General features: G+C 45.0%; 12 protein-coding genes. 2 read left to right on the top strand and 10 right to left on the bottom strand.

Annotated features, from left to right (window positions below):
• Positions 1 to 57: 57 nt before the first annotated feature.
• The 9 genes from IGK61_RS04905 to IGK61_RS04865 all read right to left on the bottom strand — a co-directional run bounded on the left by IGK61_RS04905 (position 58) and on the right by IGK61_RS04865 (position 11,305).
• Positions 58 to 2,112, bottom strand: a complete 2,055-nt coding sequence (locus IGK61_RS04905) for a beta-galactosidase (RefSeq protein WP_081343843.1) — start codon at positions 2,110 to 2,112, stop codon at positions 58 to 60.
• Positions 2,109 to 4,346 (bottom strand): alpha-galactosidase, encoded by a 2,238-nt coding sequence (locus IGK61_RS04900; protein WP_074534999.1) that lies wholly within the window; start codon positions 4,344 to 4,346, stop codon positions 2,109 to 2,111. The genes IGK61_RS04905 and IGK61_RS04900 overlap by 4 nt, the downstream gene beginning before the upstream one ends.
• An 8-nt stretch (positions 4,347 to 4,354) precedes the next feature.
• Positions 4,355 to 4,822 (bottom strand): hypothetical protein, encoded by a 468-nt coding sequence (locus IGK61_RS04895; RefSeq protein ID WP_074534998.1) that lies wholly within the window; start codon positions 4,820 to 4,822, stop codon positions 4,355 to 4,357.
• Between the two features lie 52 nt (positions 4,823 to 4,874).
• Positions 4,875 to 6,209, bottom strand: coding sequence for a PTS sugar transporter subunit IIC (locus IGK61_RS04890; protein ID WP_008379001.1), 1,335 nt, complete (start codon positions 6,207 to 6,209; stop codon positions 4,875 to 4,877).
• A 100-nt stretch (positions 6,210 to 6,309) separates the two neighbouring features.
• Positions 6,310 to 7,344 (bottom strand): LacI family DNA-binding transcriptional regulator, encoded by a 1,035-nt coding sequence (locus tag IGK61_RS04885; protein ID WP_074534997.1) that lies wholly within the window; start codon positions 7,342 to 7,344, stop codon positions 6,310 to 6,312.
• A gap of 141 nt (positions 7,345 to 7,485) precedes the next feature.
• Positions 7,486 to 8,088 (bottom strand): hypothetical protein, encoded by a 603-nt coding sequence (locus tag IGK61_RS04880; RefSeq protein ID WP_074534996.1) that lies wholly within the window; start codon positions 8,086 to 8,088, stop codon positions 7,486 to 7,488.
• Positions 8,085 to 8,945: a carbohydrate ABC transporter permease gene (locus tag IGK61_RS04875; RefSeq protein WP_005225484.1), complete on the bottom strand. Its 861-nt coding sequence runs from the start codon at positions 8,943 to 8,945 to the stop codon at positions 8,085 to 8,087. Before IGK61_RS04875 ends, IGK61_RS04880 begins: the two co-directional genes overlap by 4 nt.
• Positions 8,945 to 9,856 carry a carbohydrate ABC transporter permease gene (locus IGK61_RS04870; RefSeq protein WP_005234717.1) on the bottom strand — a complete coding sequence of 304 codons (912 nt, stop codon included), beginning with the start codon at positions 9,854 to 9,856 and terminating at the stop codon, positions 8,945 to 8,947. Before IGK61_RS04870 ends, IGK61_RS04875 begins: the two co-directional genes overlap by 1 nt.
• A gap of 132 nt (positions 9,857 to 9,988) precedes the next feature.
• Positions 9,989 to 11,305 (bottom strand): ABC transporter substrate-binding protein, encoded by a 1,317-nt coding sequence (locus tag IGK61_RS04865; RefSeq protein ID WP_008379010.1) that lies wholly within the window; start codon positions 11,303 to 11,305, stop codon positions 9,989 to 9,991.
• A 242-nt stretch (positions 11,306 to 11,547) separates the two neighbouring features.
• Here IGK61_RS04865 and IGK61_RS04860 point away from each other — a divergent pair, with 242 nt between their 5' ends.
• Positions 11,548 to 12,066, top strand: coding sequence for an isochorismatase family cysteine hydrolase (locus tag IGK61_RS04860; RefSeq protein WP_074534995.1), 519 nt, complete (start codon positions 11,548 to 11,550; stop codon positions 12,064 to 12,066).
• 55 nt (positions 12,067 to 12,121) lie between these two features.
• Here the strand turns inward: IGK61_RS04860 and IGK61_RS04855 are convergent, their stop codons facing one another.
• Complete coding sequence (locus IGK61_RS04855) at positions 12,122 to 12,406, bottom strand: hypothetical protein (RefSeq protein ID WP_026008050.1); 285 nt, start codon at positions 12,404 to 12,406, stop codon at positions 12,122 to 12,124.
• Between the two features lie 286 nt (positions 12,407 to 12,692).
• Here IGK61_RS04855 and IGK61_RS04850 point away from each other — a divergent pair, with 286 nt between their 5' ends.
• Positions 12,693 to 13,826: an alcohol dehydrogenase catalytic domain-containing protein gene (locus IGK61_RS04850; RefSeq protein ID WP_074534994.1), complete on the top strand. Its 1,134-nt coding sequence runs from the start codon at positions 12,693 to 12,695 to the stop codon at positions 13,824 to 13,826.
• Positions 13,827 to 13,840 lie beyond the last annotated feature (14 nt).

Genomic DNA, 13,840 nt, shown 5'->3' with positions numbered 1-13,840 from the left:
ATCAAAAAAACGTCCCTTTCTGCATTTGTCGAAAGGGACGTTTTTTCCAATGGTCAGCTAATTGTTAAAATAAACCACTCGCACTTCATACGGCGCCAAGGTTGCTGTTTGAGGGACTGCTTGATTGGTCTCTAAATCAACGACTTCTTTGATCAAGTGTAGTGTCTGCTCTTTCTCAGAAAAATTCATGATGAAAAAGTACGTTCGTTCTGGACTGAACCTGCCTTGGATCGAGACTGCAGGATTGGCATGCGCGATCCTTTCCTCTGCCAAGGACAGCTCACGGACCAAAGAGGCATAAAACTGTTCGAAAAAGTCATAGTTGGTGCGAGCCGCCAGATAGTAGGCGGTGCCGGCACCAAAGGTATTTTTGGTGATCGCAGGTGTTCCTTGGTAAAAATCCGCTTGATACTCCCCTAGTACCTCCGCTGTTTCGGCTTCGATGATTGCAGAATAGTCCCGTGTTTCAAAGGACTGTCCTTGAAAAACCACTTGATTATGTTCAGTGTCAAAAAGAGTTTCCAGCTCCAACACGTTGATGCCTAATAACCCTCGCAACGGCTGTGGCAAGCCCCCCAGATACAACAAGTCGGTTTCATTGACCATGCCGCTAAAGTAACTGGAAATCAAGGTACCACCGGCTTGTGTATACTGGCAAAGTTTTGCCATCGTCTCCGATGTCATCAAGTAAAGCATCGGAGCGATCACCAACTGATAGTCAGAAAAATCTTGCTCTGGCGTCAAAATATCGACAGCGATGTCTTGTTCCCAGAAATAACGATAATGCTCCTGCAACGTTTGCGGATACCGTCTGGTAGGTCGACCAAACCCGCCGCCTCGCTTCAATGCCCAGTTGCTTTCCCAATCAAAAAGGATCGCCACTGCTTTTTTTCTTGTGGTTCCTTGAATCTCTTTGATTTTTTCCAAGCGCTTGCCGTAAGCCGCAACTTCTTTGAAGACCCGATTCTCCGTGGAATCATCATGTCCCACGACTGCCCCATGGAATTTTTCTGAATTGCCGCGGGATTGGCGCCATTGAAAATACAAGGTACTATCTGAGCCGTGAGCGATCTGCTGCATGGCACTCAACTGATGGACACCAGGCTTTTTCGCTTTATTAAAGGAATGCCAGTTAACAAAACTCGGCGTGCATTCCATCACTAAAAAGGGCTGTTTCTTCAATGACCAGTACTGGTCATGCACATAGGCGGATTTCATCGCTGTCGCTGCCAAGGATTCAAAGTTGTTGTTCCAATCAGGGTAACTATCCCAGCTAACGATGTCCACATGACGAGCGAACTTGCTGTAGTCAATGCCTTCTAAAGGAATAAAATCTTGGGTAGCATGTCCTTCCGCCATAAAATTCGTCGTCACAGGAATGTCCGGTGTCAGCTGACGGATCGGCGCACATTCATGCAAATAAAAATCGATCGTCCTATCTGTGACAAATCGTTTCCAATCAAGATCCATGCCATGCACTTTGTGTTCCCCTAAAGGTGAAGGCGGTAAAACCTGCGACCAATCGGAGTAAGTACCGCCCCAAAAAGAAGTCCACCAGGCATGATTCAACGTGGCTAAATCACCATATTTTTTTTGCAGCCAGCTGCGCCAGTTTTCCTGACAATAGGAGCAAAAGCATTCCCCAGAGTACTCATTGGAGATATGCCACATGGCTAATGCCGGATGCTTGCCGTAACGTTTTGCCAACTGCTGATTGATTTGCGTCACCTTTTCCCGATAGATCGGTGAAGAGTAACAGTGATTGTGGCGAAACCCATGGGTATGTTTTTGCCCTTGGGCGTTGGTCCGATTGACTTCAGGATACTTTTGGCTTAGCCATTGAGGCCGCCCACCGCTAGGAGTGGCCAAAATGACTTTGCCGCCGATGCCATGGATCTGATCAAACACTCGATCCAACCAGTCAAACTGATAAACGCCTTCTTGCGGCTCTAAGGCACTCCAAGCAAACACCCCTAATGTGACGGTGTTGACATGGGCTTGCTGCATGTAGGCAAGATCCTTTTGCAAGATTTCTGGATAAGCCAGCCATTGATCGGGGTTGTAATCCCCGCCATGCATAAACTGCTGATCAAACAATTGATTGCTCATCATTCTACTCCTTTTTTGGCTTGTAACTGGTAGACAAATGATTGAAAATCGCCAGTGACTTGCGCTGTTCCATGGTTGACGGCATTAAACTGATAGGGTTTACGCAACCCTAATTGCTTTAACAGCTGACCAGAGACAGTTTCGCCATTGACCTGGTACACCTGTTGGGCATTAAGAAAGGCTGCGGGCAAAAAGTCTTCCGCCGTCGGATTGGCTTGTGCCAACACGCGAAAGAAAGCAATCAAGGCTTCTTCGTTTTGCGGATCATACACCGCCCAAGTCGTTTCATTGGCATGGTCCAACTGCTGCAGCTGGTAAAAAGTGCCAAAGGTCAGCAATTGCCGCTGTTTTTTATAAAAGACGATTTGGGATTTGATTGCCTGCTTTTCAGTTTCAGACAAATGAAAGAGATCGAGTTCATACCCCAAAGGCCCAAACATTGCGACGGTTTGCCGAAAGTCTAAAGACGTTGCCCGGCCGACTTGGTGGTTTGGTGCCGCCGACACGTGATTGCTGAAGGAGGACAAAGGATACCCTAACAACGTTCCGCTTTGGATGGCTAAACGTTCCACTGCATCACTATCATCACTAGGCCAAATCTGCGGACTGTAAAATAAGATCCCTAAATCGTATCTGCCCCCGCCGCCAGCACAGCCTTCGATCAAAAGGGTCGGAAACGCCGCTAAGATTTTTTCATATAAGCGATAAAGACCTAAAATGTAGCGATGATAAAACTCCGTCTGAGAAATCCCCTGTTCTGCTAAATAGTGAGAGTAAGCTTCAGTGATATTGCGGTTCATATCCCATTTGATGTAATCTAGCTTGGTTTCAAGGATCACTTTTTGCATCGCTTCGAAAATCGCCTCGACCACTGCTGGATTGGCAAAATCCAACACGTATTGTCCGCGCCCCACAGAGATCCGCTCATAAGGATGCTTGACTACCCACTCAGGATGCTCTTGGTACAACTGACTATCCGGCGAAACCATTTCTGGTTCAAACCAAATCCCCAGTTGCAGCTGCATGGCATGAATTTTCTCAGCAAAAGACCCGATTCCATTTGGAAATTTGGCAGAGTCCGCCACCCAATCGCCTAATGAACTGCGGTCGTTGTTACGTTTTCCAAACCAACCATCATCCAGCACAAAGCACTCCATCCCTAACGCCTTGCTTTCTTGGGCTAAGGTCAACAGCTTTTCTTCATTAAAATCAAAATAAGTCGCTTCCCAATTATTAAAGACGATCGGCCGCTGCCGCTTTTGCCAATAAGGGGCAATCACATGCTTTTCGATAAATTGGGCGGATTCTTGACTCAAGCCATTCAGACCAGCAGCGGTGAAGGTGAAGAGACATTCTGGGGCTTCAAAAGTTTCTCCTTGTGAAAGCTGCCAGCTGAAATGCTCAGGATGTATCCCCAACATCAATCGAACGTTGTCCCATTCATCCATTTCCGCTTGCGCCAAAAAGTTGCCCGAATAAATCAGGTTGGCACAATAGACGTGACCAGTGTCATTGGTGGCTTGCTGTTCTTTTAAGGCGACAAAAGGATTGTGCTGATGACCAGACGCTCCTTTTAACGAGCCGACACTGATCGTCCCTTGGGTCAAAGGGACCGTCTTGATATGCCGTTCTTTCAGCCATGCGCCTGAAAGATGCAGCAGTTCAAAATCGCGATTTTTCAGCTCCAAGACACCACTTAAAAAGCGCTGGATGGTTCTCGGCTTGCTCCCCGTATTGGTCAGTGTTTGCTGCCGCGTGATGGTTCCTGATCCTTTGAAGATCGTATAGGTGATCGCCATTTCCAGCTGCCGCTCTTGATCTACTAATTCAAAGACGATGCTTTGGCTTTCATCAGCAGAAGCAAAGCTGGCTGGTTGCGCCAGCTTTCGTTCTTTGCCCTCAAAACAGTGAAAAGCCACAAGTTTAAAATCAACATAAAGAGGGGTTTCTTCCTCAAAAACCGACACTGCCCCTTCTCGAAAATCAGAAGTCCCATACGTTGGCAATTCTTGAAAACGGTCCGCCAAGGTAAAAAGATTGTCTGCTTCAAAAAATTTGACGGTTCCTGCCGATTTATTCTCTTTTTTCTCAAGGTACGCTTGATCAAACGGCGCCAGTGTGCCTAGAGATGGCCCAAAATAGACATGACCCAGTTGCTGATTTGGTAACACATTTATGATATAACTGATTTTTTCATTGTATAAGTGAAAGAGTTGTTCATTCCTAATTTCTATCATTGCTATCCTCAATTTTCCCCATTTTTTTCATTTGTCCCTACTCGTTGACAAGCTGCTTCAAGATAACGCAAGCGTTTTTTGACGCCGCGATTGAAAAAGAATTTGTAAAACAGCGCCGCCAGCATAAAACTGTAGGTTGTTTTCTGCTGCGCAAAACGGCTTTGTTCCGAATACGTGACTTGCAGCTTCCCTTTTCGGCCTGGTGCAAAACTGTACCGTTGATCGATCACTCCTTCTTCATGGATCGTACGAAGCCACAGCTCATCCACGGCAATTTTTTTGACCGTCATGACGGCAGGTACCAACCGCGGGGCGGTTTTGGTTTGGATCATCGTTTCAATACGGCAGCCTTCCCCGAACGGTTCTTGGGCTTGTTTGGCTAGAAAGAATTTCTCTTGTTCCGCCAATAACACACGGGAAAAGTCCGTAGGTGTGGTATTCATTTGATAACTGCAAGACAATGTATCGGTTCTCATCACAAATTCCTTTCTAAAGGGTGCGCTATTGCATTCCTTTCCGTTTCTGGGCTTATCTTTCTTCTACCCTTTGATTGATCGTTTCAGATGCCGCTTGTTCATTTAATGCCGCTTCCGCTTTTTCTTCTTTCAAGTACCCGCGATCCATTACGATCAAGAATGGCACCCAGATCAAGGTCATTACGGCAACCGTCACTAACTGTAAGATTGCGCCGGCAACAGAACCCGTGCCTAACCAACCAGATAAGAAGACCGGGGTCGTCCAAACAACCGTTGCTCCAATTGGTCTTGGCACCAAGCCTGCGGCAATCGCAAAGTAAGAGATCGTCGTACTGGCTAATGGCGCTAAGATCCATGGGACAAAAGCGATCGGGTTCAAGACGATCGGCAAACCAAAGGTCATCGGTTCAGATACGTTGAAAACAGATGGAGCGATCACCGTCTTCATTAATTTTTTCATCCGAATCGAACGAGCGATAAAGAAGGCCATTGTAATCGAGATCCCCAGCTGCATTCCTTGATTGACGAACACGCCCATAAACGTAGTGTTAATGATATGGGGCAATTGTTCAGCCCCTGCTTTGTAAGCTTCATAGTTTTCAATCGCTAACGCATTCATGATTGGATCGATCACCGCATTGACCACTAGTGTCCCGTGAATCCCAAACCACCAGAAGAATTGGGTGAACAAGACGGCGATCAGTACTGCTGGCAACGTACCGCCTAAGCCCATCAATGGTTTTTGCAAAATCTCATAAACGAAATCAACGGCATTGCCCCATGAAGTAAAGGTGAACAAGTAGCGGATCAAATTGAAAAGGAACAACGGTGCCGCACCAGGAATGATGGCGACAAAGGATTCTGCGATCATTGGCGGAACCGAATCTGGCATTTTGATCGTCAGCCCAGCCGCACTGATTTTGCAATAGATCTGCGTAGCGATAATGGCCGTGATGATTCCGACAAACATTCCCTCAGCCCCTAATTTCGACAAGGGGATCACTGTACCTAACTCTTCGGATGAGCCAAAAGGCAGCAGCATCAAAAACGAAGACAGTGAGATGGCACCCGCAAATAATTTGGCTTGTCCATACTTGCCAGCCAACTGATAGCCGATCCCAAAAACAACGAAAATAGCGGTGATACTCATGGTCGCATTTCCGATAGGACCAAAAAAGTCGTTTAGAAACGTGATGAATCCCTCTGGAAGTTTTTCCGAGAGTCCGAAAGTAGCAGGCAGATTTTGAATAATAATCATAATTGACGCAAACATTGTTGCAGGAAAAGCGACCATAAACCCATCACGAAGACTTAACAAGTATTTGTTGTTGGCAATGATCTGAGCAAAAGGCACCATCTTTTCGGCTAATTTATCAATAAACTTCATTTCGTTTTCTCCTTTATTTTTAACTGTAAACGTTTACTACAATCAGTATAGTTGTTTAGTTAATGTTTACACAACCCCTAAAATAAAAAAAGATCAGACGTCACTGATCTTTTTCGGCAATCGATTCTCTAATGATCAATTCACTGCCACAAACGACGCGAACAGGCATCGTCCGCACCCCAAGGATTTTATTTTTCGCTAATTCGACACTCATCTGCCCCATCTCTTCAGCTTTCATCTTGACGGAAGACAGTGCGGGCGTCATAAATTGCGCCATTTCGATATCATCAAAACTAACGACTGACACATCTTTAGGAATTGATAGCCCCGCTTCAGCGAGTGCCTTGTAAACCCCGACAGCCATAGGATCGCTGGCAACGACGATCGCTGTGGGGCGAGGATTCATTTGCGCGATCTGCTGACCAAAATGCAAACCAGTCTCTGGTGACCATTTCCCCTGCAGCACGGTTGTGAACTTTTCCAATTTATTGAGCAGCATCCATTGGCGATAATTTTCTGCTCGAATCTCTTGTTCATCGTAAACGACTTCGCCAGAAATCGTCACTCGGCTGGCAACACCGCCCACAAAGGCAATATTCTCATGGCCCTTCTCTTTTAACAACGTGAGGATCTGGTGAGTCTTTTGGGCAAAATCGGTTTGGATGCAATCGTAGCTGGGTGCTTCACTATAATTATCCACCAGGATAATATTGGCATTTTGCTGACTGATCTCTGCCAAAGCATCGCTGGTCATCTCTCCAATAATAATGACTGCGCCATACTTCGCCAATTGTGCCAAATCTTTTTGAGGCTCCCGCATGGAAAAGGCCCGAATCGTTTTTAAGCGCCACTTCGCCGCTTCCTTTTCGATCCCATTGCGGATCATCATAAAATACGGATCGTTTCTTTCCGACTCTCGATCGTGGCGGGTAATGATGGCAATCGTGTTTTGGTCGCCGACGTCACGGGAATGGGATTGATTTTTTTCTTTTGAGTAGTTCATTTGGTTGGCGATCTCAATGACTCGCTGACGCGTGTGTTCATTGATACTGAAGGTTTCATCATTGTTAAGGATTCTAGAAACACTTGCTACCGACACCCCGGCTAATTTCGCGATATCTCTCATACTTGCCATAATTGCACCTCATCTGTTTACTGTTTACTAAATTTACATTCAGCATAGGCATAATTTTTGACCCTGTCAACCTTCTTTTCACAAAAAAACCGAAACTCCTTGGCTTTTCACTAAGGAAGTTTCGGGATACCCATTTGTTTTCTATTTGAGCGCTCGGTCACAGAGCACGACATTGACCAGATACAAGGTGCTGATCCCTAAGACCAATAAGTAGACAGGACCAAACAGGAAAAAGGTCAAGACAAGCGTCACTGTTGCTAAAAGATGTGCCTGTACTCGTTTGGGTGAACGAGCAAACTGATAAAAACTATAAAACAATGAGCTGGGCTGCTGCGGATAGGTGTGAAGCAGCCTCGTTTGATAAAGTAAGACCAAGCAAAACAAGCCAAAGGTGAACGCTAACGCGTAACTAGCGATCTGAAACAGCGGGTGCTGCAAACGGCTAAGGATAAAGCTGTCGGCCAAAAGCAGCAGGAAGAATAGACTGAGCAAACGGTCTTGCCCTTTTCTTGTTGTCCACTGTTGATGAAATGCCTGCTGAAAACGAGCTTTGCTGCTTGCCTCCAAGCCATCGTTACGCAGTTCCGTCAACGTCTCGATCAATGCTCGACTAGCAGTGGTACTCGTGATCAAAGGCAAGGAATACAACAGCCACATGCCTTGTAAAACCAGTAAATGCGGAAGCCAGTTGATGCCAGTCAACAGCGCTTGGTTTAAGCGTTGCGGGGTAACTTTTGTTCTCATCCTTTGGAACCTCCCGTCAGATCCATTCCCTCAATAAAGTAGCGTTGAGCGAGGAAGAACAGCAAGATCGTCGGCAATAGCACAAGCGTTGCTCCTGCCATCAAGTAGTTCCACTGGGTGGTTGATTGATTTTGGAAAACTTGCAGGCCAATCTGCAGCGTGTACTTTTCTTGGTTTTGAATATACAGTAATGGGCCTAAGAAATCATTCCATGCCCCATTGAAGGAGTTGATGGCAATCGTGATCAGCGCGGGTTTCGTCAATGGGATCATTAGATGGCTCCAAATATAAAGATGATTGGCGCCATCGATCTTAGCGGCTTCGATCAATTCATTGTTGACGGACAAGTAAAACTGCCGCATCAAGAAAATGTTAAAGGCGTTGCCGAAAAACGCTGGAACGATCAGCGGCAGATAGGTGCCGACCCAGCCGATTTTGGAAAACAAGACATATTGCGGGATCATCGTCACAAAGCCAGGAATCATCATTGTAGACAAGACGAGGGCAAAGATCAGATTTTTTCCTGGAAAGGCCAATTTTGCAAATCCATAAGCAATGAAGGAATTTGATAAGACATTCCCGAAGACCACTAAGACGGTAATGAATAACGTATTTTTTGCATACTGCCAAAATGGAAAGGCGTTGATGGTCTCCAAATAATTGCCAAGATTGATTTCTTCTGGGAAAAAGGTCGGCGGGTAGCGCACGATCTCCTCCATCGGTTTCAATGACGTAAAGACCATCCACAGCAACGGAATCAACAGCACGATCCCGATGATCGACATCACCACATAGCTGATGATTTTTTTGACTCGCTGTTGGCTTGATTTGCTTCGTGTTTTTGTCGTCATTTCCATTAGCTGCCACCTCCGGTATAGTGAACCCAGCGTGGTGCCAGCTTGAGATTGATAAAGGTCAAGACTAAGACGATCAAGAACAAGATCATCGACATGGCCATCGCATAGCCCATATCAAAGGCGACGAAGGCTTTGTTCCACATATGCAAATTATAGAAGAGCAGCGAATTTGCAGGACCGCCGGTACCATTTTTGGTCATCACGTATGCTTCTTGGAAAATTTGAAAAGAACCGATCGTTGAAGTAATCACATCATAGAAGATGATTGGCGTGATTAAAGGGATCGTAATATTTTTGAATTTCGCCCAGACTCCCGCCCCATCGATCTCAGCCGATTCGTACAGCGTCGGTGAAATATTTTGCAAGGTAGCTAGATACAAGAGCATCGCGCCCCCCGAACTCCAAATCTTCATCAAAATCAACGCTGGTTTCGTCCATTCGGGATCAAACAGCCATGCTGGACCTTTGATATTGAACCAGCTCAAGAAGGTATTGATCAATCCTGCGGAAGGAGATAATAATTGCATCCATAAGACGTAGACGGCAACCCCTGAAAGGATCGCTGGCAAGTAAAAGGTGGTTCGGAAGAAACTGATTCCGCGGATTTTTTGATTCAATAACGTGGCTAGAAAGACACTGAACAACGTGGTTAAGGGAACATTGAAGAGTACAAAATACGCCGTGTTATAGAGAGATTTCCAAAACAGGGTATCTTGCGTGAACATGCGGGTAAAGTTCTTAAAGCCGATAAAATTCATTTTCGAAGTCAGATTGTAATCGGTAAAGCTTCCTACGAAGGAAAACAGCATGGGCCCTAACATAAACACCACGAACCCAAGCAAAAATGGTGCTACGAAGAAGTAGCCCCAAAGAGCTTCTTGCCGTTTACTTTTTGAACGCTTCTTTGGCATTCCTTCCACTCCATTCTATTTTTACTCATTGTTTGTTCAAGAAAACATGTCCGCTTCGCAAAGCAGAAAGCAAAGCCCAGTCCGCTAACCGACTGGACTTTGCTTCTTTTTTAAAAACGCTCGTTTTGAGGTTTATTTGTTTTGCTCAACAAGATCTTCCACCGCTTTTTGCGCATCTGCCAACCCTTCAGCCGGTGTTTTGCTACCTAGCATGATTTGGTCGATCTGTTCATTGACAAGACTGCTGAAGTCAGGCGCTGTCAATGGCACAGGCGTGATCACCGTATTGGCAAAGTTTTCATCCGCCATTTGGTAGATCATTTGGCCGTTTTCATCTAGATTGTCGTTGTTGACCAAGTTTTCGTTGGCTGTCCGATTCGCCATGATATCAAAGCTCTTCTCACCAAATTTCTCTTGAACTTCTGGTGTCGACAAGTATTTGATAAACTCATAGGACGCTTCAGGATCTTTGGCACCGTATGGCACTTCTAGGACGAACCCGCCGCCCCATGACCAGTGACCAGAGCCGCTTTCTTTTTCAGGAATTTGAATGACCCCAAATTCAAAGTCATCTGGTGCATTTTCCGCCAAACTTGAGTAGTAGTTGATGTTTTGCGCACGCATCGCCACTAATCCAGAAATGAATGGATCGGCAACCCCTGAACCAAATTCAGCTTCTAAGCGATTGATGGTATCTTGACCATAATACTCTTGCCAGTCTAAGATCCATTCCAACGCTTCCACTTTGTTGTCTGTATCGATTTTGACGTTCTCGTCCTTGTCAAACCAGCTGACGCCATCGTCGGCATTCAACGCCCACACGTCAGCGCCTAAATTCCACAATGGGTAAAAGCCGATCCGCTCAAAGTCATCACCGTTTTTGACATCTAATTTCCGAGCAACTGTTTCTAACTCCTCCCACGTTTGTGGCAGTTGCTCTTCACTGATACCAGCCTCTTTAAAGAGTGTCTTATTGTAGAAAATCACTTGCGTATCTGTATTGAAAGGAACGGCATAGGCATCCCCTTCGTATTCCACTGTATCCCATAATTGCGGATAAAATTCATCAGAAAATCCCTCTTCGATATACTCGCTTAAATTCGTTGCTTGCTGCGCTTCTGCCCGCTGAGCAACAGAATTGATATCTTGTACAATAACATCAGGCGGATTGCCAGCAGTGATCGACGACAGTGATTTTGTCCAAATATCGCCCCAAGGCTGGTAGCTGTATTTGACCTCGATTTTATCTTGTGACGCATTAAAATCATCAATAATTTCTTCAATTACTTCTTGTCTTGCACCAGACCCCCAGAAGGACCAAAAGTCCAACGTCGTTTTGCCATCTGCTGACTCATTCCCCGAGGAATCAGCGGTTTCACTGTTGCCGCATCCTGCCGCTAGTACACCAACTGAAAAAAGCAAAGTCCCCATATAAAATAACTTTCTCATTTAACCTAACCTACTTTCATTTATTTTTAATGTACTATTTAAAAGCTATCACTACTTCTTCTTTTCAGCAAATAAAAAGCATCGTGATTCGAATAAAAAAATAACGTTTTTACCGTTTCTCGACAAGAAGAGCGTTTTCTTTGAAAATATAAAGAAAGTGGGGCATCATAGAAATAGCACCTATTTTTCAACTTCACGTCAGACCATTTGAAAAACGATGTTTATAGAAAGGGAGTAACTACATGCTAGTCATTGTCGATATGCAAAACCAAATTCTCGATGAAGAGAACGAAGCGTATGTGCCAGATGGCGCCGCTCTCGTCAAACGAATCGCCAAGCGCCTAGAACAAGCGCGGGTGAATGGGGAGTACATTTTACACACCCGCGACATTCCAATCGAAGTCAAAGGAACGCCTGATGAAGAAGCCGATGCCCTGCAGCTGATCCCAGAACTTAAGCCTCTCGAAAATGAAAAAGTCGTCAAGAAATACTATTACAGTATTCCACCTGAGGTCTTGATCGACATTAAGAAAAATCTATTTGAACCTGGAGAAGAAAAGAAAATCGAAATCACTGGTGTTGAAACCAACATCTGTGTCCTTTCCAATACCATCGAGATCCAAAGCGCCTTTCCTGACGCTGATTTTACTATCAATAAAACATTAGTCGCTGGTAAAAACCACGAGTCACAAGGACTCGACATCTTACGAGACTTCAATGTCGAAATCATTGATGGCACAAAACAAACCAATGACCAATAGGTAACGAAAGCTCCCTGTTCAAGGAACAGAGAGCTTTTTCAATTTGATTATTCATTTAATTCATTGAGCCATCTAATAGCTCGGTCGGAATTTCAATCCGAACCTCATTTTCAGTCTGACAGTTTGGACATACGAAGGTTCCTTCGATGGCTTCCTTCACTTCCCCGTAAGCATAATGAATAGCGATTTCATCTTCTGCCAATTCATTCGTTTCCAACGGTGGTACCATGGTTAATTGCCCCTCGCTGTCTTCTTGTAAATGAACGACCAGCTTCCCATCAAAGTTTTCATTGCAATTGGTGCAGGAAGCCTTTCCTCGAATCGTTAGATCCATGATCATCCCTCCTCATTTCTTGTCACTGGTTGATGCAGGTTCCGTTAGATACTCGTAACGCTTGCATGCTTCACTTTAATAGTGTCACGCTTTCACTTTTTTAGCAAATCATCTGTTTTTCTTTTTTAAACCATTGATGAAGAAAAAACAAATCAACCGTTTTGAGCGTTTTCGTTGTCAAATCCTTAAAATCCTTGCAGAATTAAATTATCTGTTACTAAAAAGTAAAAACGTGTTGTTGAAAAAATTAGTGATTGTCCGAACTTATCTGAACAAACAAGGAGGAAAAATGATGCAAGCAGTAACCTGGCAAGGAAATCAAAAAATGGACGTTCGACGTGTAGAAGATCCAACGATTTTAGAACCGACGGATGCGATCATCCGAATCACCGCAACCGCAATCTGCGGCTCTGATCTCCACCTTTACCACCATGGCGGCTCGGTCTTGGAAGAAGGCTATGTCGTTGGTCACGAACCAATGGGTATTGTTGAAGAAGTTGGCAGTCAAGTACAGAAACTAAAAAAAGGCGACCGTGTCGTCATCCCTTTCAATATCGGGTGCGGGCATTGCCACTTTTGTCAAAATGAAATGGAAAGTCAATGCGACAATTCTTCAGAAGATACATTGTATGGCGGCTTATTCGGTTTCGGAAAAATGAACGGTAACCACTGGGGCGGTCAAGCCGAATTCTTGCGCGTACCTTTCGCAGATTTCACCTCGTTTATCGTACCTGAATCAACGATCCCTGATGAAAAAGTATTGTTTTTATCTGACATCTTACCTACAGCGTATTGGAGCGTCCAAAACGCTGGCGTCAAAAAGGATGATACCGTGATCGTCTTAGGCTCAGGCCCAGTTGGGTTGTTTGCCCAAAAATTTGCCGTGATGGCAGGCGCTAAGCGGGTGATTGCCGTGGATCCTGTTGCTCATCGCTTAGAAAAAGCCAGCAGCTACAATCAAGTCGAAACATTCCAATTGGATGATTTGGCTACTAGTGCTGATGAACTGTATGAGCTGACCAAAGGTGGCGCTGATGTGATCATCGACTGTGTTGGGATGGATGGTTTAGAACCCGTCAAAGAAAAAGCCAAAAACCTAGTCAGCTTGCAAAGTGGAACGATCTCACCGATCCAGATGGCCGCCAAAGCAGTCAAAAAATTTGGTACCGTCCAAATCACTGGCGTTTACATGACACCAGCTTCTTCTTATCCATTGCAAGAATTCTTTATGCGCAACATCGATGTCAAACACGGGCAAGCACCTGTGATCCATTTGATGCCAAAAATTTATGATATGATTGCGGACGGCTTGTTTGACCCGTCACAGATCATCACCCACACGATGCCTTTAGCTGATGCTGCCAAAGCGTATGAGATTTTTGACAAAAAAGAAGACAAGAACATCAAAGTTGTCTTGAAACCTTAGCACAAATAAAGGAG

This window comes from Enterococcus sp. AZ063 (assembly GCF_051715045.1).
Taxonomy (GTDB): Bacteria; Bacillota; Bacilli; order Lactobacillales; family Enterococcaceae; genus Enterococcus_D; species Enterococcus_D casseliflavus.
This window is presented reverse-complemented; position numbering and strand designations above follow the sequence as displayed.